The sequence below is a fragment of the Asticcacaulis solisilvae genome, assembly GCF_052327315.1.
In the GTDB taxonomy this organism is placed as follows: Bacteria; Pseudomonadota; Alphaproteobacteria; order Caulobacterales; family Caulobacteraceae; genus Asticcacaulis; species Asticcacaulis solisilvae_B.
The window spans coordinates 153506-177508 of the sequence record NZ_CP166197.1; the positions used below are offsets into that span (position 1 = coordinate 153506).

Below are 24003 nucleotides of genomic sequence, written 5' to 3' on the forward strand. Positions count from 1 at the left end.
CGGAAGGGGATGTTATGCCCCTTCCGTCATCCGCTGCCTGATGCAGCCTCTTCCACCTCCTCGGCCTCGGCGGCAGTCACACGCTACGCCGCCAGCCATCCTATTGCATTGATCAGGAAGCGCGTTTGCAGCGGCCCGGCCATGTCGGGCAGGCGATGGACCAGCGCCTTCATGCCGGCTTTTTTCACCGTGAAGCTTGACGCACCCATGCGGCGGTCGTGGTCGCGGCTGTAGGCGGCCACGACCTCGATGCCGTCGCCCTCGATGATCAGGCCGTTCGACGGCTGACCCTCGATCTGGTGCAGAACGCCCGCCGCCATGTCGGACGGAATACCGTCGAACAGGGCGTGCTTGCGCAGGATGTTCCAGTTGCCCATCCAGGGCGCGCGCAGGTTTCCGACCTGGCCAGCATAGGTGAACAGGCCGAGATCGGCCAGTTGCCTGGCCACGCCGTCGGCCAGGCCATCTTCCGGTACGACGGCCATCAACGGCAGGCCGGCCTTGACCGCTGCCAGCACGTCCGGCGGCAATTCGCCGAGGACCAGCTTCGGCTTGTCGCTTTTTTTCGGTGTCGCCTCGTTGCCTGTCTGGTCGCCGACCTGGCGCTTCGCAATCTCGTCCGCCTTGAGGCCCGAGGCGATGACGGCGGTATAGGCCCCACCCGTCGTGAAGTCCTCGACCGTAACGCCGGGCAGCGCCGCCAGGCGATCGCGGAACGATTTCGCCACGCCCGACACGGCGATGCGCAACGGCTTGGCGGGCTTGATATCGATGCGCGTCACCCAGACTTCCCGATTGAAAGCGACGTCGGGGCGGCCACTCAGCTCCAGGCGGATGGTGTGTTTGCCTTCCGCCGCAAAGGCGGGCAGGGCGACCTTTTCCGCCAGCAGGTAGCTGAACTGGTTTGTGATGTTCGCAGGTGCGGCATAATGCGAAACCGAGGCCACGCGGCCGGATGGATCGACCAGGCTGAGGGCCAGCTCGCCCGCCACCGTCTGGCCCGTGTCGTTGAGCAGCCAGATATCGACCTCGGCCGCTTCCCCCACGGCATAGGCCAGCTTGCGCTGCTTGGCGACCGGCCGCACGGGCAGGAGGCTCATGCGCAACAGTTCCGGATCGGAATGGAAGTAGCGCAGGTTGTCGACAATGCCTGAATGATTCTCGATCGCCGTCGATTCCCAGCCGCTGATCGCCGCCATGTCGACCTGGTCGCAGATGCGGATGTTTTCGAGATAGTTCTGCCAGCTGTCGTACTGCTTTTTTCCGACCGACAGGAAATATCCCTCGGTCGTCGGAAAGGCGCCACGGAAGCCCCACGTGTCGAGATAGCTCGCCGCCCCCGCCACGATGTCCTTGTGGTCCTGAAGATCGTAGCTCTTGCCGCCGTGCTGCAGACTATCGGCGACCATCTTGACGTGGTTGTCTGCGACGGCGCAGCCCTCCATCTCACCGAACTCGACGATCGCTTCGGGCATGGTCTGGCGGTGGATGAAATTGTCCTTGTCCTGATAGAACTTGTCGTACCACTGGTCGCCCGCGCCCTGGTGGTTGACCCACCAGCCGCCGGCCGTCTCCTTGTCCGAGCGATAGAGGTGGTCGTCATAGGGCAGGAACATGGCTTGCGCCGCCCCGCGCCCGACAAAGCCGTCGTTGAGGATGACGGTGCGGCTGGGGTCGAGGTCGTGCATGGCGCGCAATACCGCTTCGACATCGGGATTTTCCAGCTTGGCCGAGACCTCGTTCTGCAGCGTGTAATGCACCAGGCACGGGTGCGAGCGGAAGGCGCGGACCATGGCCTTGCACTTGGCGACCATGAAGGCGCGCACCCATTGGTCGCCTGCCGACAGGCTCTCGCCGGGCTTCAGGTCTTTGCCGATCGCCTGGCGGCCGGCGCCGGGTTCCATGCTGCGCAGCAATCCCATCTCGTCCTGGGCGTCGAAGACCTCGGCCTTGCCGACATTGCGGTGGAAGGACAGGCTGTTCAGGCCCAGAGCCTTGGCGGAGGTCACTTCGCGGCGGGCCAGCTCGGGCGTCGGCCACAGGCCGTTATACCCCCAGTAGCCCCACGAGATGGCGGTATAGGCCTTGATGCGGCGGCCGTTCAGCCGCAGCATGGCGTTGGTGCCGATGCCTTCGGGGCCGTACCAGCGGAAGCCGAAGCGTACGTTTTTCTCACTGCCGGCCCACGCGAAATTCAGCCGATAGAGGACAGGCGTATCGAGGTCCCACAGCCTGGCGGTCGGCGCCGAAACCTTGAATCGGGCGGTAACGAGCTTGTCCTTCGCCACGATGTCTTCGAGGGTGACGGTGGCGGCGACCGGCGCGCCTGACGTGTCGGTCAGCACCGCCTTCAGCTGCTTTTTCAGCGCATCGAGATTGGGCGCGTCCTTCAGCGCCAGCTCGACATGGCCGGTGACGACGCGCGGATCGGGCGTATTGAGCACCCAGGCGTCCGCGATGCGGCCGGCCGTCGGATGGATGCTGATCGTCAGGCCCCGGTCGATACCGCCAAAGCCATGCGACTGGTAGAGCTTGGCGTGCCCCCAGGTCATGGTGTTGGAATCCTTCCAGTCGTAGCGTCCGCCCGGATTGGTGATGCGGATGGCCAGCCGGTTGGGCTCGCCCGGCTTCATAGCCTTGGTCAGGTCGCAATCGATGGGCAGTTCCGACATGATCGAATAGCCGACCAGCTGTTCATTGAGAAAGACTTCCGCCCGCATGCGCGCGCCGCGGATATGCAGCCAGACCTGCTTGCCCTTAGCGGTTGCCGGAATATCGATGGCCTTCGTCCACCACGACACGCCGACATAGGCGCCGTTCTGCGGGATCGCGTCGTCGTCAGCGTAACGGTATTCATCGGCCGTGTAGGGCCTGAGGCCGAACTGGCCCCAGTAGAACTGTTCGACCGTCGCCGGCAGCGTCACGCCCAGACCGCTCTTCAGCGATTGCCATCCGTCCGTCGGCGGACGAACGGGCAGGGACGCCAGCACCACATCGTCGGGCAGGAAGATGTCGTCTTCCTTCCAGGCCGCCTTGGGGTCGAGCGACAGCATCCAGCCGTCGTCGGGGATGGCGATACGGTCAGGTGCCGTTGTGGCGGCTTGTACCGACAGGCCCGTGCTCAGGCCAGCGGCGGTTGCGGCGCCGAGCAGGGCGCGGCGATTGACGGAAAACCACATGTGCGTGGCCTGTTACTGATGCGGCGGATAGAGATCTTCGACGAGGTCGCGGCGCAGGTCCGGCACGACGCGCGCCAGCTCGACCGTGACCATCTTCGAGACGTAGTCGGCGCCCTTGGGCCCGAGGTGCGTGTAGTCGAAGACGACGGTCGGATGGCCCTGCGGCTTTTCCAGAACCTCGGTGCTGGCCGCCGGGGCGGCAGGCGTGGTTTTCGGCGCGCCGATCGTCGTGCCCGTCTTCGCAGCCTCGATCACCTCTTGCGGCGGCATGGTTTCGGCAAGCGTAATCGCTTCGACCGGGCCCATCTGTTGCACGGCGGCGACCGACAGGGCGTGCAGGTCGACCAGCGGCACGTCCATCTCCTTGGCCACCGATTTGACCGCCTCCGCCCAGGGCTGAAGGTCGTCCTGCAAGGAACCGTTCTTGAAGGCTCGGCGCGTCAGCGGCGTCACCAGCACGGGAATGGCGCCGGCGGCGCGGGCCTCGGTGACGTAGCGCTTCAGGTTGGCCGGATATTCGGTGGCCAGGTCGGTCGACCGTCCGGGTTTGCCCGGCTGGTCGTTGTGGCCGAACTGGATGAGGACGTAGACCTGGGCGTAGCCCGGCGCCTTCATTTCGCTGAGCGCGATGTCCCACGAGCCTTCGGCGCGGTAGTCGAAGGTGCCGCGGCCGCCGCGCGCCAGGTTCACGCAAGACACGAACGAGGTCAGGTGGTTGGCGCAGAACGACCCGCCCCAGCCGCTGCCGACCTGGGTGGTGGAATCGCCGACGAGGATGATCTTCTTCGGGACGATGCGCTTGATGGCGGCGCGCTGGGCGGCGTCGGTGACGGCCGGAAGCTGCGCGACGACGGGCGCGGGAACGATTGTCGGCTGGATTTGCGCTGCCGCAGGCAGGGCTACGGCCAGGCCGGCAGCCAGAATGAGAATAGCCTTTTTCATTTCGCGTTCCTCACGTTTTGGGGGATCCAGGCGGTATCGCCCTTGTAGAAGGCATCCAGACGCCACGCGGCGGCCTGCGTGTCCGTCAGTTGCAGGCTGTAGGGCTCACGGCCCGTCGGATTGGCGCCGGGGCCGGTCGACTTGTATTCGGCGTAATAGGCGAACGGCAGGGTATTGGTCTTGCCGGGCGTCCACTCGCGCCAGCCGGCCTTGATGATATCGGCCTGCATGTCGGTATCGAGGAAGATGACGGTGGCATAGGTCCGCCAGGCGCGGCCGAGCGCGATATCCTGCGCGCCGGCTTCGGCGGTCAGGGTGCAGTGGTCGAAGACGTAGGCGCTGTCGTCCGCCGGTGTGTTCTTGCTCTGCGCCGTATACATGACCGACGAATGCGCCAGGCCGTGGATGCGGCAGTTCTGGAAGTAGGCCTTTGCGTTGCCGAAGATGAAGTCGACATGACCTTCGATATAGCAGTCGGAAAAGAACTGGCGGCTCATGCGGCCGCCGGCGCCCTTGTTGGCGTAGAGCGTATCCTGGTGTCCGAGCAGCCGCACATGGGTCAGCACGGCGCGGTCGCCGATCAGGTTCAGCGCCACGGCCTGCGACGGCTTGTTGTCGGGGTTGAGCCAGTAGTCGTTCTGGATCGTCAGGTCATCGGCGTGGAAGTCATCGCCTGAGGCCAGTACGCTGTACGACTTGAAGGTGCCGCCGGCGTTCGAGGCGCCGTCGCCATAGACGAGGACCGTGTCCTCGGGCCTGGCGCCGGTGCCGTGCAGATGGACGCCGTTTTTGGCGATGACGATCTTTTCGCGGTAGGTGCCGGGCGCGATGTCGATATCGCCGCCGGTGTCGGGCAGGGCGTCGACCGCCGACTGAACCGTGGCGTATTGCGCGCCGGCCTCGTGCGAGACCTTGAGCGTATCGGCCAAAGCCGGGGCACCGATGGCTGCAAAAAGCATAAACCCGCTAAGCAGGGTTCGGGACAACATGTGGCATTCCTCTCGTCATGTCTTTTTTCGTTATCGCTAACATTGACACCGGTATCATTGTCACGAACGGGAGCACGCTTCAAGGGCGCCCTCACACGATTTGCAAACGGCCCCCGGCATAGCCGACCGTTACCGCGCGCCCGGCCTTGAGGTCGAGCTTCAGCGTCGCATTGCCATGGCGCAGCGAAAGGCTGCCATCGCGATCTGGTGTCAGCTTAAGGCTTTTCAGCTGGCCGCCTTGCCACGCCAGGTCGGCGCCGATGCCGCCGCGCACGCGCAGGCCGGAAATCGACCCCGCCGGCCAAGCCGAGGGCAGGGCCGGCAGAACCGCCAGATTTCCGTCCCAGGCTTGCAACAGCATCTCCATCACCGCGTTGGCGCCGCCGAAATTGCCGTCGATCTGGAACGGCGGATGCGCGTCGAACATGTTGGGGTAGGTGCGTTCCGGACCCAGCAGAAAGCGCATGATTTCATGCGCATGATCGCCGTCGCCCAGTCGCGCCCACAGGTTGATACGCCAGGCGGTGCCCCAACCCGTCGCCTGGTCGCCGCGAATTTCGAGTGATTTTTTGGCGGCCGCCGCAAGCTGCGGCGTGTCGCGGACATTGATCTGGTAGCTGGGGAACAGGCCGTAGAGGTGGCTGACGTGGCGATGGTTCAGGTCGACCGCCGTCATATCCCAGTCTTCCAGCCATTCCTGCAACTGGCCTTGCGATCCGATCTGCATGGGGGGCAGTTTCGCCCGCGTGGCCTGGACCTGCTTGACGAAGGCCTTGTCTGTCTTCAGCGCGGCGGCCGCCTTGACCGTAATGTCGAACAGGTCGTTGAGAAGCTGCGTGTCCATGGTGGGCCCCGCGCAGATCATGGTCCCGAACGGATGGGTGTGTTCGGGCGACATGGACGGGCAGGTGACCAGCCAACCGTGCTTCGGTTCCGGCGTCAGGAAGTCGAGATAGAATTGCGACGCCCCCTTCAGGATCGGATAGATTTCGGCCAGGTAGGCCGGATCGTTGGTGTAGAGGTAGTGGTCCCACAGGTGGGTGCTGAGCCAGGCCCCGCCCATCGGCCAGGTGCCGTACTTGGCCGCGTCGATCGGGCCGGTGGCGCGCCAGATGTCTGTATTGTGGTGGCAGACCCAGCCGCGCGCGCCGTAATGTTCACGCGCCGTCTCCTCGCCCCGTTTAGCGATGTCCTTGACCAGGTCGACCAGCGGCAGGACGCATTCCGACAGGTTGGCGGGCTCGGCCAGCCAGTAGTTCATCTCGGTATTGATATTGATCGTGTACTTGCCGCCCCACGGGGCGTTGAGCTTGTCGTTCCATATGCCTTGCAGGCCGGCGGCCTGGGTGCCGGGACGCGAACAGCAGATCAAAAGATAGCGGCCGAACTGGTAATAGAGGGCCGTCAGCGCCGGGTCGTCGCGCGTCTGCGACTTCGAAATGCGTTCATTGGTCGGATCGGCTGCAGCGTCCGTGGTGCCGAGATCGACCGACACCCGCCGGAACAGCCGCTGGTGCTCTGCGACGTGGTCGCCCAGCAGCTGGCCGTACGACTTGGCGGCGGCCTTTTGCAGCACGGCCCGATTCAGCGCTGCCGGGTCGCCCGACACGTCGTTCCAGCTTTTGAACGAGGTCGCCATGGCGACCAGCAGCACGACTTCATCGGCGCCGGTGATGACGATGTCGCCGGGGCCCGACGTCTCGGTGCCGCCGCTGCGACGCGTCATCAGCCGCGCCTCATAGGTCAGGGCCGCGTCTATGCCCTGCTGGCTCGAGTTATAACCCTTGAGCAGCAGCTGGCCGCCATCAAGCCCGGTCCCGGCGCGCTGCGGTGTGTCGTACTCGCAATGCAGGTTGATGCGGCCCGGCTTGTCGGCGGAAAGGCGTACGACCAGAACCTGGTCGACCGGCGAGACGAAGGCTTCACGCGTGAAGGTCGCGCCGTTCTGGCTGTAGGTGGTGGTGGCGACGGCGCGGTCGAGGTCGAGTTCGCGGCGATACCCGCCGACCATGGACGACACGCCCGTGGTCAGCCAGAGCGAGCCCACCGTCTGGTACGACATCTGGCGTTCGGGCTGGGCCATCATGCCTTTTTCGATCAGCGCTTCGGCCTCGGGATATTTGCCGGCGAAGATCAGCCGGCGGACTTCGGCCAGGTTCTGCACCGCGCCCTTGTGTACAGGATCGTACGGCCCGCCGGCCCACAAGGTGTCTTCGTTAAGCTGGATTTCCTCCCGCGTGATGCCGCCATGGACCATGGCCCCCAGCCGCCCGTTGCCGATGGGCAGGGCTTCGGTCCATACGCTGGCCGGCTGCTTGTACCACAGGGTAAGGGGTGAAGGCGGCGTCTCGGCGCGGACGGCGGCGGGCACGCCGATAAGGCCGGCGGCGGCGGCCACCTTCAGGGCGGCCCGGCGGTTCAAAGTAGGCATTTCGGCATCCTTGCTGCGTTTCCGGCGCTCTTCCGGCGGAGCGCTTTCCGACAAGCATGACGAAATTTTCGTCCGGTCTCAAGGACGAAGTTTTTTATATGAAAGTTTGTTTCCCTGAGAAAGCTAGCCGAAAACGCGCTTCAGCAGGTTCGAACCCGTCTTGCCGGGATCATGACGGATCGATGTCTCTTCCACGCCGATATAGTGGAACAGGCCGTTCAGCGCCAAACCGACGGCGTATTTGCTGAGATAGGTTTTGGCGTCACCATGGACGATGCCGCCGAGCTTGTTGCGCTTGACCGCCGCGTCGAGCGACTGCACGCAGCCCGTGCTTTGCAGGGCGTCTTCCATGGGCGGCGTAAAGGCCGAGGTCAGGCGGGGCGTCGTCGTCTTTTGCAGATATTCGGTGCCCGAGGTCGGACCGCCCTTGATGATCCCGACCGCGTCCTTGATCGTCATGCCGCGAATGGCGTCGAGGAACAGGTCGCGGGCCAGCGGCGCCGCCGCTTCCGCCGCGCGGTTCATGCGCAAATGGACGTCGTCGAGCGCGCCGGACATGCCGAGCGGTTTGGCAATGGCCTGGACGCCGGCCAGGGCCTTGGGAAGCGGAATGCGGATGGCACTGTCGCCCCAGTAGCCGTCGGGCTTCGACACCCGTGTCACGGCGCTGAGCGTTCCGTCGGTCAGGGTTTCGCGCAGGGCGCCGTCGGCGTCGCTGCCGGAGCCGCCCTTGGCCGTCGCCTTTTCGATAAGGGATTTCAGGTCCGTAGCGTCCGCGTTCCACGCCATGCCGCTTGCGCCCAGAAGCGCCAGGAAAATCCGCCGGTCCATGAAGAAGCCCTCCCAAGCTGCTGTGTCATTAACCATTCGGGCGCGCCGGTTGTCGAGTCGAAAGTCGAACCCTTGCACTCCTGCCGCGGTCTGCGCATGATGGGTAAAATCGTGCGCAGGGAGAAAAGCCATGAGACGCAGGGACATGATCGGCGCCGGACTGGCCCTGGGGGCTGTGACGGTCCTGCCGGCGTGGGCACAGACGGCAGCCGGGCTTGTGCGCATCAAAATGACGACGGGCAAGGGTGTCATCGTCCTCGATCTCGACGCCCTCCACGCGCCCCTGACCGTCAAGAACTTCCTGCGCTATGTCGACCTGAAGAAGCTCGACAATAATGTCTTCTACCGCGCCATGCCCAATGGCAACGGCGCCGACGGCAATCCGCGCGGCCTGGTCCAGGGCGGCGACAGCCGGCGCGCCCTTGCCCCGGTGGCGCACGAGCCGACCAGCCAGACCGGCCTCAGCCACATTGACGGTACCATTTCGCTGGTGCGCGGGGGGCAACTGCCCAGCGGGCGCGGCGACTTCTTCATCTGCGTCGGCGACATGACCTTCCTGGATGCCGGCGGCGGCGGGACCGGCGACAATCAGGGCTTTGCCGCCTTCGGCCATGTCGTCGACGGCATGGATGTGGTGCGCGCCATCTTCACCGCGCCGGTGTCGGCGACCGAAGGCGAGGGCGCCATGAAGGGCCAGATGCTGTCGCCGCGCGTGCCCATCGTCACCACGCGCCGCGTATAAGGGAAATAGCCATGAACAAGAACACCATCTGCCTGTGGTACAACCACGACGCCGAAGAGGCCGCGCGCTTCTATGCCGAGACCTTTCCCGACAGCCGGGTGGTCGCCGTGCACAAGGCGCCTTCCGACTTTCCGGGCGGCAAGGAAGGCCAGGTCCTGACGGTCGAATTCACCGTGTGCGGCGTGCCGTGCCTTGGGCTCAACGGCGGCGACATGTTCCGCCACAGCGAAGCCTTTTCGTTCCAGATCGCTACCGACGACCAGGCCGAGACCGACCGCTACTGGGACGCCATTGTCGGCAATGGCGGGCAGGAAAGCGCCTGCGGCTGGTGCAGGGACCGGTGGGGCCTGTCGTGGCAGATCACGCCGCGCGTCCTGACCGACGCCCTGAGCCAGGGCGGGGATGTTGCCAAACGCGCTTTCGAAGCCATGATGGACATGGGCAAGATCGACGTGGCCGCCATCGAGGCCGCCGTGCGAGGCTGATTACGGCAGCGCATAGGCGATCAGCGAATCCCCTTCCGGCGTCTCCATGAAGTGGTGGCCGCCGGCCATGATGACGACGTACTCCTTGCCGTTCTGCTCATAGACCATGGGCGTCGCCTGGCCGCCGGCCGGCAGGGTGACCTGCCAGACCGTCTTGCCGGTGCGGATATCGATGGCGCGGAACTGGTTGTCGGTCGTGGCGGCGATGAAGATCAGGCCGCCCGCCGTCACCGCCGCGCCGCCATTGTTCGGCGTGCCGATGGTCAGCGGCAGGAAGGACGGCAGGCCGAAGGGTCCGTTGCGGCGGGCGTCGCCGAACGCATGATCCCACAGGGTGTGACCGGTCTTCAGGTCGATGGCGCGGATGCCGCCGTACGGAGGCTGCTTGCACAGCATCTTGGTGAAGGGCATGCGCCAGCCGGCATTGATCACGTCGGCATAGGGCAGGCCGGTCTGCGGCCCCAGATCCTCGCCATTGCCTTCCTTGCCCGGCGCGCCAGGGGCGCCGACCGGCTTGATATTGCCGGCGTCGGCCTCTTTCCGCGTCAGCAGCTTGTTGTAGTTCGGCATGTCATTGTAGTTGGCGACGATGACGCCGCGGCGCGGGTCGATGGCGACCGAGCCCCAGTCCGAGCCGCCGTTATAGCCTGGATACTGAATCCAGCGCTTGCCGTAGACAGGCGGGGTGAAATAGCCCTGATAGACGGCGGTGCGGAACTGGATGCGGCAGATCATCTGGTCGATCGGCGACATGCCCCACATGTCCTTTTCCTTGAGCGGCGGTTTGCGCAGGGTGTTGTACAGCGACTGGATCTGGATGGGGGCGCGTTCGGCCGGTTCGACTCCGCCCTGCGGCGCCTTGATATTGCCGACCTGGGTCAGGGGCTGGCCCGTGCGGCGGTCGAGCACATAGATGTCGCCGGTCTTGCTGGGCAGGATAATGGCCGGGACCATGGCGCCGCCCGACGGGAACTCGACCAGCGAGGCCTGCGAGCCCAGGTCGTAGTCCCACACGTCGTTCTTCACCGTCTGGAAGACCCAGCGCGGTTTGCCGGTATGGACATCGAGTGCGACCAGCGACGACGACACGGTCTTTTCCAGCGGACGGCGCAGGGACGACATATAGTCGCCGCCGGAATTGCCCATGGGCAGGTAGACCAGGCCCAGTTGTTCGTCGCCGGTGGGCGAGGTCCACATGTTCGGCGTGCCCGGCGTATAGGTTTGACCTGCGGGCGGCTCGACCGATATGTCGGGGCGCATGACGTCCCAGGCAAAGCGCTTGGCGCCGGTGACGGCGTCGTAACCCAGGATCACGCCCGACGGCGCCCAGCGATACTGGCCGTCCAGCACCTCGTGGCCGGTAACGATGACCCCCTGGACGATGACGGGGGGCGAGGTGATGGCGACCATGGACGGGATGACATTGCCCATGCCTTCGGTGATGCTGACCTGGCCGTTCCGGCCGAAGCCCGGGCAGGGCGTCCCAGTGCGCGCGTCGACGGCGATGATCCGGGCGTCGAGCGTGCCCTCGTAGATCCGTTCGGCGCACGGCGTGCCGGCGGCGGCTGTCGGCACCCGATAGTAGACAACGCTGCGGCAGGCGGTCGTGTAAGGAATATACTTCTGCCCGACCTTCGGGTCGTAGCGCCAGCGCGCCTTTCCGGTCGCCGGATCGAGGGCGAACAGGGTATTCATCGCCGTACAGCCGTAAAGGCTGTCGCCGACTTTCAGCGGTGTCATCTCGACCCCGAACTTCTTGGGCAGGTCGCCGGTGTGGAAGGTCCAGGCGACCTTCAGGTTTTTGACCGTGTCGGGCGTGATCTGGTTGAGATCGGCATAGCGCTGGCCGCCGGTGCCGGAACCATAGGCCGACCAGTCGCCGCGGCCGGCAGCGTAGGTATCCGACTGGTAGGTGAGGGCGGTCTGGGCTTCGGGCACCGTTTCCAGCACCTTCGGCCGGCTGGCGGCAAAGACGGCGATGCCGAGCATGACGGCGAAGACCGCCGCCCCGGCCAGGACCTGCGTCCGCGCCTTGTCGCCGTCGTCAGGCTGCAACCCGGGCAGGCAAAGGGCGACGATGACCAGCAGCACGAACGGCCCCGCCAGCCGCGGCACCAGCGCCCAGCCGTCGAGGCCCGATTCGGCGAACGCCCATAATGCCGTGACGATGAAGGTGGCGATATAGATCCAGGCGCCCGAAGCCCGGCCCTTGACGATGTGCCAGCCCGAGACCAGCAACGCCAGTCCGGCGAGGCCGTAATACCAGCTGCCGCCGACAGCGATCAGCCACACGCCGCCGATAAGGAGGACCAGGCCGATAAGGGCCAGCAGGCCGCCGAGCAGGGGTTTGGGTTGACCCTGTTGCGACAGCATCGAACCGATCCGGGCCATGGCTATCTCCACCGCAAAAGAAAGTGCACCGGTTTCGGTATAGGAGCGGCCCGCGCAAAAAGGGGCTGCGGGTCTGAAGCCTGTCTGTCAGAAAGTCATAAAGGCCTGGCCGTTTTCAGGGTTGCATCTGCATCAGGTGAACCGGATCCATGGGCATCATGTTGTGGTTCAGGTTGTTCATGATCCAGAGCGAGCCGGCGACGATCAGGAAGACGACCAGCACGCCGAAGGCCAGGGCCAGGACGTTGTTGGTATTGTCGGGCCCGGTCGTGACGTGAAGGAAGAACACCAGGTGCACGCCCATCTGGGCGATGGCCAGGACGACCAGCGCCACGGGTACGGCGGGGGCCCAGATCAGGTGCGTGCCCACCGCCCAGAAGGCGGCCACGGTCAGGATCACCGAAAAGCCGAGGCCGAGATTGGAATTGCGTATCCAGTGGCCGGCGCTTTCCTCGGGTTCGTCGCCCGGCGCGTGATCGTGAGGATCGGGTTCGATATGGCTCATAGGCGGGTCCCCATCAGGTAGACGATCGTGAAAACGCCGATCCAGACGATGTCGAGGGCGTGCCAGAACAGGTTGAAGCAGATCAGCCGGTGGATAATCTCCTTGCGGAAGCCCTTGACCTGGACCTGGGCCATCATGGTCAAAAGCCACAGGCCGGCCACCGTCACATGCAGGCCGTGCAGTCCGACCAGGCCGAAGAAGGCGGTCAGCGCCCCGCTGCGCTGGGGCGTAATGCCCTTCGCCGCCAGCGACAGGAATTCCTGCAATTCCATACCGACAAAGGCGAGGCCCAGAAGCCCCGTGGCCAGCAGGAAGCCTTGCGTCCACAGCTTGCTGCGCGCATTGGTGGCGGCGAACGACAGGCCGCAGGTATAGCTCGACAGCAGAAGCACGCCGGTTTCCATGGCCACGCGCGGGATTTCGACGATCTGGGAGATGCGCGGACCGCCGGCGGTGGCGCCGCTTTGCACGGCGAAGGCCGCGAAGAAGCAGGCGAACATGACGATATCGCTGAGGAGGAAGATCCAGAAGCCGTAGCCGACGATAATGCGCTTGTCGGCCGGGCCGGTCTCGCCATGGCCCGCCCCTTCGACCGGTTCGCCGCCGTGACCGTGGTGGCCCAGCCGGTGCGGGTCTTCCCGGGCGCGGCGGACGGCCTCCTGCGCCGTGGTCAGGTCTGAGGCGCTCACGACGCCGCTCCCGGCTGTGCGATGCGTTGCAGTAAGGCCTCGCGGGCGGCGCGGCGCTTACGCTCGGCCTCGGCGACCTGCTCGACAGGCACGTGGAATTCATGCACGTCGCGCCAGGCAAAGACGACGAAGCCGGCAAAGGCCGCTATCAGGCCGAGACCGGCCAACCACCAGATATGCCAGATCAGGGCGAAGCCGGTGATGCTGGCAAACGCCGCCGTAAAGAAGCCGACCGGGCTGTTGATCGGCATTTCGATGGCCTGGTATTCCGGCTCGGGCGCCAGTTGCTGGGTCTCGATCGCCTTTAGTTTTATGCCCCAATAGGCTTCCTCACCCTCGACATTAGGCATGACGGCATAGTTGAAGAAGGGCGGCGGCGACGGTGTCGCCCATTCCAGCGAACGCCCGTCCCATGGATCGCCCGTGACATCCCGAAGCTTGTCGCGGTCGATGATGCTGACCACCAGCATGACCACCTGACAGACGACGCCGACGATCAGGATGGCCACGCCGAACAGCGAGACATAGAGCATGGGCTGCCATTCCGGGATGTTGACGTGCTGCAAACGGCGCGTCATGCCCTGCAGGCCCAGGATGTAGAGCGGCGTAAACGTCACCCAGAAGCCGAAGAAGGCGAACCAGAAGGCGGCCTTGCCCCAGCCTTCATGCAGGCGGAAGCCGAAGGCCTTGGGGAACCAGTAGTCGAGCCCCGCGAACAGGGCGAAGACCACGCCGCCGACGATGACATTGTGGAAGTGCGCCACCAGGAACATCGAATTGTGCGTGATGAAGTCGGCCGGCGGCACGGCCAGCAGCACGCCCGTCAGCCCGCCGATGCAGAAGGTGAAGATGAAGCCCAGCGACCACAGCATGGGCACGGAAAAACGGACCCGGCCGCCGTACATGGTGAAGATCCAGTTGAAGATCTTCACGCCGGTTCCAACCGCGATGATGCTCGAGGCGATGCCGAAGAAGGTGTTGACCGCGGGCCCGGCGCCCATGGTGAAGAAGTGGTGCAGCCACACCATCAGCGACACCACGCAGATGAACAGGGTCGCCGCCACCATGGAGCGGTAACCGAACAGGGGCTTGCCCGAAAAGGTCGGGAAGATTTCCGAAAAGATGCCGAAGGACGGCAGGACCAGGATATAGACTTCCGGGTGACCCCAGGCCCAGATCAGGTTGACGAACATCATCGGATTGCCGCCGGCCGTATTGGTGAAATAATGCCAGCCGAAGACGCGGTCGAGGCTCAGCATGAACAGCGTCGCCGTCAGGATCGGGAAGACGGCGACGATCAGCAGGCTTGAGGCCAGGGTCGTCCAGCAGAAGATCGGCATGCGCAGGTAGCTCATGCCCGGGCAGCGCATCTTGAGCACGGTCGTGACGAAGTTTATCCCGGTCATCAGCGTGCCGACGCCCGATATCTGCACGGCCCACAGGTAGTAGTCGACGCCGACGCCCGGCGAATAGGTCTGTTCGCTGAGGGGCGGATACGGCAGCCAGCCCGTGCGGGCGAACTCGCCGATGAACAGCGAGATATTGACCAGGAGCGCCCCCGACGCCGTCAGCCAGAAACTGACCGAATTCAGCGTCGGAAAGGCGACGTCGCGCACGCCCAGCTGCAAGGGCGTCACGAAGTTCATGAAGCCGATGACCATGGGCATGGCGGCGAAAAAGATCATGATGGTGCCGTGCGCCGAGAAAATCTGGTCGTAATGCTCCGGCGGCAAATAGCCCGGCGCATCGACCGCCACGGCCTGCTGGGTACGCATCATGATGGCGTCGGCGAAGCCGCGGATCATCATCACGATCCCCAGCAGGCAGTACATGACGCCGACGCGTTTGTGGTCGACGCTGGTGATCCATTCGCGCCACAGGTATGGCCACCAGCCCCTGACCGTGACCAGTCCCAGCGTGCCCAGGATGACCAGGATCAGCACGGCCGAGGTGATGAGCGGGATGGGCTGGCTCAGGGGAACCGCCGACCAGTCAAGCTTGCCGAACATGCTCAGTGTTTCCCTCCCGTTGCGACTTCGCGGCCGGCGTGCGCCGGGTTTTCCGGCTCCGGGCCGGGGCCGGGCGCGATCTTTTGCGCGGCGATCGTCTGGAACAGGGAAGGATCGACCCCGCGATAGATGACGGGCGCCACCCTCTGGCTCTGCTGCGCCAGGGCCGTGTAGGTGGCCTGGTCGAGAACGGTGCCCGAGGTCTGTGCGCCTTGCGTCCAGGTGGCGAAATCGGCGGCGGGCACGCTTTTTACCTCGAACTGCATGTCCGAAAAGCCGTCGCCGCTGAATTGCGACGACTGGCCGAACAGGATGGTCGGGCGGTCGGCCTGCAGGTGGAGCTGCGCCACCATGCCCGGCATGGCGTAGACCATCGAGCCCAGGCGCGGGATGAAGAAGACATTGAACACGCTGCCCGAGGTGATCGAGAAATGGACGGGCCGGCCGGCCGGAACCACCAGCTGGTTGACCGTGGCTATGCCCTGCTGCGGATAGATGAACAGCCATTTCCAGTCGAGCGACACGACCTGGACCTCGAGCGGCGGTTCCTTCGACGGCAGCGGGCGGAAGGGATCGACACGGTAGGAGCCGATCCATATCACTCCGCCCAGGAACATGATGGTCAGGATGGGGATCGACCAGACGACGGCCTCGATCCGCCCGGAATAGGCCCAGTTCGGCAGGTACCGCGCCTTTGCATTCGACGCGCGATACCGCCAGGCCATCCAGAAGGCGAGCAGGATCGTCGGGATGACGATGGCCAGCATGATGACGGTGGCGTCGATGAAGATGATGGCGTCGTCCGCCGCCACGGGCCCTGCCGGATCGAGCACGGTTCGGCTGCAGCCCGATAGGCTGAGGAGTATCGGAAAAATCAGAAGGCGGCGTCGCGCCGCGCTGCGAGGATCCATATGCGCACCATCCCCTTCGTCGCAAGTGGCCCCTTCGTCGCAAGCGGCGGCACGCGGTCACCGCCAAGCGATAGGACAGTCCCTGCAAAATTTCGGTAAGGCTTGGGGCCGCGGCCGTTAAGAGGTTGTAAGAAGCGGTCCTCTCTCTACGGGAAGCTTATGCATATCATCTTTCGCCGAATTTGATTTTGATCGCGCGGCCCTGAGATTGGCGCATCCCGTTACCGCCGAATGCGAGAGGTTTCAGCCGTGACCCACGCCGATGTGCCGGGCTTTACACCCGAGACGCTCAACGTTCATTGGGAATTGCAGAACGCCCGCGAGATCGCGGCGCCGTGGCGGCTGGGCGTCTATACCGTCTCGCCGCTCCATGGCCGAGACGCCTTGTGGATCGTGGTGCGAAGGCCGGGACAGGGCGGCATTGCCCTGCGCACCTTTCCCGTCATGGGGCGCAATGTCGTGGCCGAAGCGGCACGGCGCGACGACGGCGGCGACTGGACGATCGAGACCAATTCCGGCGTCTACCATATCAGCCTGACCCTGTTCGGCGACAATCTGCTGCGCATGACCTCGCGGCTTGTGCCGTCGCACGACCTGCTGGTCGTCTTCTGGCCGCGCGACCTCTATGTGCTCGACACCGACGATGATCCGCGCAATGCACGCGGCCGCGTCGAGGCCGGCCAGCGCGGGCTCAATGCCGGCGTCTGCTTCTTCTGCCTCGACAAGCCGGCCTTTGGCACGGTGCTCTATATGCAGAACCTGACGGCTCTCAATCCGTTCCTCGTCGACACCAAGACCAAGCCCGACGGCGTAGTCGGCGGCGAATGGCCGGAGCTGGGCTATCAGCCGCCGTCAGCGCCGAACGGCTTTTCCCCGCCCGTCAATCCGCTGAAGAGCGGCCAGGAATACGTGATTTCCGATGCGTTGATCAGCCTGCGCCCGGCCTGCGGCGGCACCGAGTTCGAGAGCGCCCGTCATTTTGTCGAGATGCTGGCCGACATCTATCCCTACCTCGACAGGCCGGACCCGTCGTACCGCGATTGGATCTGGCGCGCCGACAAGACGCTGCTCGACCTCAAGACCTCGCCCGACGCCACGGAAAGGCATGACGGCAAACGCTATGTCAGGCCCTATGTCGCCGCGGAGGTGCCGGACAGCATGGTACAGATGACCGTCCTGCAGTCCCTCCGCGAATACGAGGCCTGGCGCGGCAAGGCCGATCCGTTCTCGACCGAGCTGGCCATCGGCATGGAGGGCTTTTTCGACGAAGACCTGCGCACGCTGCGCCGCTACCTGCCCGATGTCGGCGGGGACAAGGACCGCGACGCCGTCGATTCCTGGTATCTCTACCATCCGCTGATGAACCTGGCGCGGCTGGCCTTGCAGGGCGAGGGTTGGGCGGATGTCCTGTTCCGAAAATCGATCGCCTTTACCGTGCGCGCCGCCCATCATTTCCACTACACATGGCCGATCCAGTACGACCTGACCGACCTTTCGGTCATCGAAAAGGATCGCGGCGACGGCCTGGGACAGACCGACGTCGGCGGCTTCTACGCCTATGTCATGCTGCTGGCGCACGAACTGACGCGCGACACGACTTATGTCGACGAGGCCAGGGCAGCCCTGAAAGCACTGGAAAACAAGCGCTTCGAACTGGTCTACCAGACCAACCTGACCGCCTGGGGCGCGCTGGCCTGCCTGCGCCTTTGGCGGATGGAGCGCGACGCGCGCTATCTCGACCAGGCTTGCGTCTTCATCGCCGGGTTGATGCATAATTGCGAACTGTGGGGGTCGCGCATCGAATGGGCCGGTACGTACGCCAGCTTCTTCGGCGTCACGTGCCTGCACGACGGACCGTACATGGCGGCGTACGAAGCCTTCGAAATGTTCGCTGCCTTCGACGAGGCCCTGAAGGTCTGCGACATCGATCTGCCGGCGCCGCTGCGGCTGCTGATGTGCGAATACCGCCGTCATGCGCTCGACGTCCTATGGTCCTTCTATCCCGACGCCCTGCCGGTCGGCAGCCTGGCGACAGAAAGCCGCAACGGCCATATCGACCGGGCGCTGTCGCTGCCGCTGGAAGACGTGTATGGCGACGGCAGTCCTGCCGGTCGGGTCGGTCAGGAAGTCTATGGCGCCGGCGCCGCCTTTGTCCTGGCGTCGCGCGCGTTTTTCCCGTGCGGCGACGCGCCGTTTCGCCTGTTTTGCGATTATCCCGCACATGTCGAGGCGGGCGAGGGGGTCGTGACCGTCAGGCTCAAAGGGCCAGAGGGTCTCGTGGCTCGTGTCCGGCTGATCGCCCTGGACGACAGGGCCGGACCGCCGAAGGTGCGCGTCGGCGGCCTGGAGCCTTCCGGCGGCGGCGAAACCCACGTGGAATACAGGCCCAGGGCCGACGCCGGTTTTACAGTGGCCTGGTCATGATTTACCCAGGCCTTATCCGAAGGCTGCAATGCGCCATTTGATCCTGATGCCGCCGGCGGTATCGAAGCTGTCCCATTGCGAAGAGGACGGATCATGACGATCGAGAAGACGGACCTGAAGGGCAAGCGCATCCTGGTGACCGGCGGCACGACCGGCATAGGCCGGGCGACCGTGGCGCTGCTGGCCGAACAGGGCGCGCGTGTCCTGACCTTCGGGCGCCACGAAGCTGAACTGAAGGCATCGATCGAGGCCGCGCGGGGCGATATACAGGGCCTGACGGCCGACGTGGCGACCGCCGGCGGCGTGGCCAGGGTCTTCGCCGCCGTCGACGAAAAGCTGGGCGGCCTCGACATCCTGGTCAACAATGCCGGCGTCGCCATCAAGCCGGTGCAGGACATGTCCGACGAAGACTGGCGCTATGGCGTCGAAACCGACTTCCTGGGATATCTCGCCTGCGCCCGCGCCGCGCTGGAACGCATGAAGGACAGGGGCGGCCACATCGTCTTCGTCGGTTCGGTCAGCGCCGACCAGCTGTCGCCGGGCACCAGCACCTATGCCGCCACCAAGGCCGGCATCGCCGCCTATGCCGAGACGTTGCGCAAGGAGGTCGCGGACAGGAATGTCAAGGTGACGCTGATCGAGCCCGGCCTGGTCCGTGCCGACCTGCAGGGCTTTTCGGCGGAGCAACAGGAAGAAAAGATCGCGCAGGACCGGATGCTGCTGGCCGAGGAACTGGCCGACGCCATTCTCTTCAGCCTGACGCGTTCTGCACGCACGGACGTCGTTGCCCTTCGTGTCGAACCGCGGTTGCAACACGCCTGATCCGCGAAGGACAGATCGGCCATCACGATTGCGAAATTCACCGGATCGTGGCTTGCGTGGCGTGCTCGCGGGTCCGATAAAGCGGTCATGCAGTACCAGGCCTATCTGTCGCGGACCGAGCTCGATGCCGGCGCCGCGCTTGTTATCACCGGTAACCGGCTGGCGACCCAGGATACGATCAGGATCGCACTTGCCGGCAAGAAGCAGCCGGCGACCGCCGTCGTCAGCGCCTTCGGGCTGGGCCGGCTGGTCCTGTCGGTGGGCAGGCAGAGGATCGAGCTTCAACCCTGGCTGAGCGGGCACGACGACCCGCCGGAAGCGCCGGCCGGGCCGGTTTCCAAATGGACGATCAAGACCGTCGCCGACGCTTGAGCCGATATTATCATATTAAAGATATAAGATGGCATCTTCCGCACGGCGGCATGGCGGAGTAAGGTCGCCTCATCCGGCCACCATAAGGCCGCAAGCATAAGCCGTTCACCGCCACGCCGACCATGTCAAAATCTCAACAGGGCCTGGAGTTCCGCGCCGTCGCCAAGGCGTATGGCGCGACCACCGTGTTCGGCGGCATCTCGTTTGCGATCGGCGCCGGCGAATTCTTCGTGATTCTGGGGCCGTCGGGCTGCGGCAAGACGACCCTGCTGCGCATGATGGCGGGACTGGAAACTGTTGACGGCGGCGCGATCCTGCTGAACGGCCGGCCGGTCGAGCACCTGCCGGCGTCCGAGCGCGGCGTCGCCATGGTCTTCCAGGACTATGCTCTGTATCCCCACATGACCGTGCGCGACAACCTGGCTTTCGGTTTGCGCAATATGAAGGTGCCGGCGGCCGAGATCGCGGCGCGTATCGCCGACAGCGCGCGGGCCCTGAGCCTCGACGGCCTGCTCGAGCGCAAGCCCAATGCGCTGTCCGGCGGCCAGCAGCAGCGCGTGGCCCTCGCCCGCGCCCTGGTCAAGCGCCCCGACCTGCTGCTGATGGACGAGCCGCTATCGAGCCTCGATCCGGCCCTGCGCCTTCAGACGCGGCGTGAACTGGCGGGGTTGAGCCGTACCCTGGCCGCCACCGTCGTCATGGTGACCCACGACCAGGTCGAAGCCATGACGCTGGCGCACCGCGTCATGGTGCTGCACGATCACCAGATCCAGCAGATCGGGACGCCACTCGAAATCTTCACGCGCCCGGCCAACCTGTTCGTCGCGCGCTTTGTCGGCGCCACGCCGATGAACATCTTTGATGGCGCGATCAGGCGCGGCCGCGACGGCCACGCCGAGTTCGAACTGGCGCAGGGTATCGTCGTCAAGACCGCCATCGCCTTTGCCGGCCTGCCGGACAGTCCCGAGTGGAAGCTGGGCTTGCGTGCCGAACATGTCAGCGTCGGCGGGGCAAGGCCGACCGCCAGGGCGAAGGTCGATTTCGTCGAGCGCCTGGGCGAACTGTCCTTCGTCCATGCCCGCCTCGACGACGGGCGTGAGATCGTTGCCGCCGAGCCGGGCCTCAGCCCGCACCAGGCGGGCGCCGATATCGGGTTGAAGTTCGACGGCGCGTGCGCTCACCTGTTCGATGCTACCGGCCGCGCGTGGCACGCGCCGGAGGCGGCATGAGGTCCCTGCGGACGCCTGCCGGCTGGGGCAATCTGCTGTTCGCGGCGCCGTTCCTGGCCGTCTATCTGTGGCTGCTCGTCTATCCGCTGCTGGCCGGGATGCGGCTCAGCCTTTTTCGCGCCAACCTGTTCGGCGGCGAGCACTTCATCGGCGTCGAGAACTATGTCCGGCTGCTGCGGGATCCGACCTTTTTGCAGGCCATGGGCAACAGCGTCCTGTTCGTGCTGATCTGCGTGCCGCCGCTGGTCGTCCTGGCTCTGGCCCTGGCCCTGGCGCTCAACAGGGCAGGGCGCTTCGCGGCCTTTTTGCGCAGCATCGTCTTTGCCGCCTCGGTCCTGTCGGTGACCGTCCTGACGATTATCTGGCGGCAGGTCCTGACGCCCGACGGCGGGCTGCTGGCGCGTGCCGCCACGGCCTTTCATCACCCGCCGCTCGCCTTCCTGAGCGACCAGCGCCTGGCCTTGCCCAGCCTCGCCCTGATTACCGTGTGGTGGAGCCTCGGCCTGCCGATGATCCTTTTCCTGTCGGCGCTCCAGCAGGTGCCGCGCTCGCTGTACGAGGCGGCGGCGCTCGATCGCGCCACGCCCTGGCAGGCGTTTCTGCGCATCACCCTGCCGCAGATGACGCCGACGCTTATTCTCGTGGCGGCCTACGAATGCGCCCTGCAATTCCAGCTCTTCGGCCAGCCGCAACTGTTGACGCAAGGCGGGCCGAACGGCGCGTCGCGGCCCATGGTCCTCTACATTTACGAGACTGGTTTCAACCACTGGGACGTCGGCTATGCCGCGGCGGCGTCGCAGATCCTGTTCGTGCTGATCCTCGTAGCGGCGATGATGCCGCAACTCGTCCAGCGCCTGCGCAGGGTGCCGGCATGAGCGCACGCTTCAAGCCCTGGGACGTTGCGCGCGCTGCCTTTTGCGCCGTCATGGTGGCGGCCATGCTGCTGCCGCTTCTGTGGACCTTGTTCCTGTCGCTGCGCCCCAATGTCGACCTGATGCGCCATGCGCCGCTGCACCCATCCGGACCCTATACGCTGGGCAATTACGCCGAGCTGTTCGGCAATCGCGCGCTGCTGCGCTGGTTCCTCAATTCGCTGCTGGTTTCGGGCGCGCAGGTGATCGGCGTCCTTGCCCTGTCGTCGCTGGCCGGCTACGCCTTCGGGCGCCTGCGCTTTCCGGGCCGAGACTGGATCTACGGCTTTGTCCTGCTTGGCCTGGCCATTCCCGACCAGTCGGTGATCCTGACGCGCCACCATATCTTCAGCGCCCTGCACTGGCATAATTCCTACGCCGCACTGATCCTGCCCGGCCTGTCGGCGCCGTTCGGCGTCTTCCTGATGACCGAGACTTTCCGAGCGCTGCCGCGCGGCATCGAGGATGCGGCACGGCTCGACGGCGCCTCGACCTTCGGCACCTTCTGGCACGTCCTGCTGCCGCAGACCGTGCCGGCCCAGGCCAGCCTCGGCATCTATACGTTCCTGCTGTCGTGGAACGACTACTGGTGGCCGCTGATTTCGGCGACGCGGCCCGACATGTACACCCTGACCGAGGGCATGGCGGCGGCCCAGACCAACTATGCCGAGGTGACGGGCCTCGGCGTACTGATGGCCGAGGCCGTGGCCGCCGGCCTGCCGGTGCTGATCGTCTATATCCTGTTCCAGCGCCACATCGTGCGCGCCGTCACCGGCATGGTGCGGTCATGAACCGGCGCGGTGTCCTCCGTCTGCTGGCAGCTTCGGCGCTGTCGGCCTGCGCGCCGCGCGACCGGCGCACGGTGCTGACGGTCCAGCGCATCTTCGGCGACTGCCGCGCCCACGTGCCGAAGTTCGGCGCCCCGACCGAGAACCCGACCGGCGAGTGCGAGATCATCACCGGCCTGCTCGATCGCTTTGAGCAGGAAAACCCCGACATCCACCTTGTCGTCAATACAGTCGCCTGGCCGGGCTACGATCAGCTGTCGGCGCAGATTTCGGCCGACGACGCGCCCGATCTTGTCACCATGCATATGGCGGTCATCCCCGACTACAAGGCGCATCATCTCCTGATGCCGCTGGCGGCGGGCCTGAAAGGCATCGGCATCACGCCGGACCAGTTCACCCCGGTGGCGCGCCGCGCCGTCAGCATGGACGGCGACATCTACGGCCTGCCGTTCGACACCTGGACGCAGCTTTTCCATATCAATATGAACCTGTTCCGCCAGGCGGGGCTGGTGGCGGGCGACGGCACGCCCATCCTGCCGCGCGGACCGGAAGAGTTGCTGGCGCAGGCGCGGCAGTTCCGAGACCGCACCGGCAAGCCCTATTTCGTGCAGTCGATGGTCAACGAAAAGGCCGCCTATGCGCGCAACCTCTATACCTATCTCCTGGCCGAGCACGAGGTCATCTTCCCCGACCCGCATCATATCCGGCTCGATACGCCGCGGGCGCGGGAAATCGTCGGCCTGTTCAAGCGCATCTATGACGAGAACCTGACGACGCGCGATCAGGAATATGCGGCGGCGACCTCGGCCTTCGTCAATGGCGCCGGCGGGGTCTATATCGTCGGCACCTGGATGATCGGCGCTTTCGATACCGAAGCTTCGACGCCTGGCCGGCCGCTTTATAACGGCTATCGCGTCATGCCGTACCCGCAGCTGTTCGGTGCGGAACCCTCGGCCTTCGTCGACGGCCACGCCTGGGTGATGCCGGTGCGCAAGCGTACGCCGGCGCAGATGGCGGCGGCCTATCGCTTGTTGAAATTCCTGGCGGTCAACGAAATGCAGTGGACGCGCTCGGGGCATCTGACGTCGATGCAGGCGGTGGCCAGCGATCCTGCGTATCGTAATCAGCCGCATCGCCAGGACCTGGTGGCGATCACCAGTTACGGCAAGGGGCTGCCGATCGACGTCCAGCGTCAGTTCGCCATCCAGGACATGCTGAGCGACGAGCTGGCGGCGGCGATCACCGGTATCAAGCCCGTCGATCGGGCGCTGAAGGATGCTGAGAACCGCATCAACGACATGCTGACGAACCTGTCGTAGGCGCCTCCACACCCGAACCTGCCCTGATTCCGGG

19 protein-coding genes are annotated in these 24003 nt (G+C 65.1%); 9 read left to right on the forward strand and 10 right to left on the reverse strand.

Translation table 11 applies throughout. The annotated features are described in order from the left end of the window. Positions 1-83: 83 nt before the first annotated feature. The 5 genes from AB8717_RS19985 to AB8717_RS20005 all read right to left on the reverse strand — a co-directional run bounded on the left by AB8717_RS19985 (position 84) and on the right by AB8717_RS20005 (position 8372). Entirely contained in the window at positions 84-3179 is a 3096-nt protein-coding gene (locus AB8717_RS19985) for a sugar-binding domain-containing protein (RefSeq protein ID WP_443751280.1), read from the reverse strand. 12 nt (positions 3180-3191) lie between these two features. Beyond that, entirely contained in the window at positions 3192-4121 is a 930-nt protein-coding gene (locus AB8717_RS19990; protein ID WP_443751281.1) for a rhamnogalacturonan acetylesterase, read from the reverse strand. Continuing rightward, positions 4118-5080 (reverse strand): pectinesterase family protein, encoded by a 963-nt coding sequence (locus AB8717_RS19995; protein WP_443751282.1) that lies wholly within the window; start codon positions 5078-5080, stop codon positions 4118-4120. Before AB8717_RS19995 ends, AB8717_RS19990 begins: the two co-directional genes overlap by 4 nt. A gap of 121 nt (positions 5081-5201) precedes the next feature. After that, positions 5202-7541, reverse strand: coding sequence for a glycoside hydrolase family 95 protein (locus AB8717_RS20000; RefSeq protein WP_443751283.1), 2340 nt, complete (start codon positions 7539-7541; stop codon positions 5202-5204). 123 nt (positions 7542-7664) lie between these two features. Beyond that, on the reverse strand, positions 7665-8372 hold the full coding sequence (locus AB8717_RS20005) for a DUF4197 domain-containing protein (RefSeq protein ID WP_443751284.1): 708 nt from the start codon (positions 8370-8372) through the stop codon (positions 7665-7667). A gap of 130 nt (positions 8373-8502) precedes the next feature. On the opposite strand from AB8717_RS20005, the gene AB8717_RS20010 reads away from it, so the two are divergent. Together AB8717_RS20010 and AB8717_RS20015 are read left to right on the forward strand one after the other, a co-directional pair. Beyond that, positions 8503-9114 carry a peptidylprolyl isomerase gene (locus tag AB8717_RS20010; RefSeq protein WP_443751285.1) on the forward strand — a complete coding sequence of 204 codons (612 nt, stop codon included), beginning with the start codon at positions 8503-8505 and terminating at the stop codon, positions 9112-9114. An 11-nt stretch (positions 9115-9125) separates the two neighbouring features. Continuing rightward, a complete protein-coding gene (locus AB8717_RS20015) occupies positions 9126-9599 on the forward strand; it encodes a VOC family protein (RefSeq protein ID WP_443751286.1) in 474 nt (157 codons plus the stop codon). Here AB8717_RS20015 and AB8717_RS20020 read toward each other — a convergent pair whose 3' ends face one another. The 5 genes from AB8717_RS20020 to cyoA all read right to left on the reverse strand — a co-directional run bounded on the left by AB8717_RS20020 (position 9600) and on the right by cyoA (position 16026). Further along, positions 9600-11990 carry a membrane-bound PQQ-dependent dehydrogenase, glucose/quinate/shikimate family gene (locus AB8717_RS20020; RefSeq protein WP_443751287.1) on the reverse strand — a complete coding sequence of 797 codons (2391 nt, stop codon included), beginning with the start codon at positions 11988-11990 and terminating at the stop codon, positions 9600-9602. A gap of 115 nt (positions 11991-12105) precedes the next feature. Next, the gene (gene cyoD / locus AB8717_RS20025; protein ID WP_443751288.1) at positions 12106-12495 is read right to left on the reverse strand and encodes a cytochrome o ubiquinol oxidase subunit IV; all 390 of its coding nucleotides are present in this window, start codon (positions 12493-12495) and stop codon (positions 12106-12108) included. Then, positions 12492-13184, reverse strand: coding sequence for a cytochrome c oxidase subunit 3 (locus AB8717_RS20030; RefSeq protein WP_443751289.1), 693 nt, complete (start codon positions 13182-13184; stop codon positions 12492-12494). Before AB8717_RS20030 ends, cyoD begins: the two co-directional genes overlap by 4 nt. Next, a complete protein-coding gene (locus AB8717_RS20035; RefSeq protein ID WP_443751290.1) occupies positions 13181-15193 on the reverse strand; it encodes a cbb3-type cytochrome c oxidase subunit I in 2013 nt (670 codons plus the stop codon). Before AB8717_RS20035 ends, AB8717_RS20030 begins: the two co-directional genes overlap by 4 nt. A gap of 2 nt (positions 15194-15195) precedes the next feature. Beyond that, the gene (cyoA, locus tag AB8717_RS20040; RefSeq protein ID WP_443751291.1) at positions 15196-16026 is read right to left on the reverse strand and encodes a ubiquinol oxidase subunit II; all 831 of its coding nucleotides are present in this window, start codon (positions 16024-16026) and stop codon (positions 15196-15198) included. Positions 16027-16353: 327 nt separating this feature from the next. Between cyoA and AB8717_RS20045 the strand changes: the two genes are divergently transcribed. The 7 genes from AB8717_RS20045 to AB8717_RS20075 all read left to right on the forward strand — a co-directional run bounded on the left by AB8717_RS20045 (position 16354) and on the right by AB8717_RS20075 (position 23969). Then, positions 16354-18528 (forward strand): hypothetical protein, encoded by a 2175-nt coding sequence (locus AB8717_RS20045; protein ID WP_443751292.1) that lies wholly within the window; start codon positions 16354-16356, stop codon positions 18526-18528. 93 nt (positions 18529-18621) lie between these two features. Beyond that, positions 18622-19350, forward strand: coding sequence for an SDR family oxidoreductase (locus AB8717_RS20050; protein ID WP_443751293.1), 729 nt, complete (start codon positions 18622-18624; stop codon positions 19348-19350). Positions 19351-19437: 87 nt separating this feature from the next. Beyond that, positions 19438-19722, forward strand: a complete 285-nt coding sequence (locus tag AB8717_RS20055) for a hypothetical protein (RefSeq protein WP_443751294.1) — start codon at positions 19438-19440, stop codon at positions 19720-19722. A 122-nt stretch (positions 19723-19844) separates the two neighbouring features. After that, a complete protein-coding gene (locus AB8717_RS20060) occupies positions 19845-20951 on the forward strand; it encodes an ABC transporter ATP-binding protein (protein WP_443751295.1) in 1107 nt (368 codons plus the stop codon). Continuing rightward, a complete protein-coding gene (locus AB8717_RS20065; protein WP_443751296.1) occupies positions 20948-21826 on the forward strand; it encodes a carbohydrate ABC transporter permease in 879 nt (292 codons plus the stop codon). The genes AB8717_RS20060 and AB8717_RS20065 overlap by 4 nt, the downstream gene beginning before the upstream one ends. Next, complete coding sequence (locus tag AB8717_RS20070; protein WP_443751297.1) at positions 21823-22653, forward strand: carbohydrate ABC transporter permease; 831 nt, start codon at positions 21823-21825, stop codon at positions 22651-22653. The genes AB8717_RS20065 and AB8717_RS20070 overlap by 4 nt, the downstream gene beginning before the upstream one ends. Further along, positions 22650-23969: an extracellular solute-binding protein gene (locus tag AB8717_RS20075; protein WP_443751298.1), complete on the forward strand. Its 1320-nt coding sequence runs from the start codon at positions 22650-22652 to the stop codon at positions 23967-23969. The genes AB8717_RS20070 and AB8717_RS20075 overlap by 4 nt, the downstream gene beginning before the upstream one ends. Positions 23970-24003: the final 34 nt, after the last annotated feature.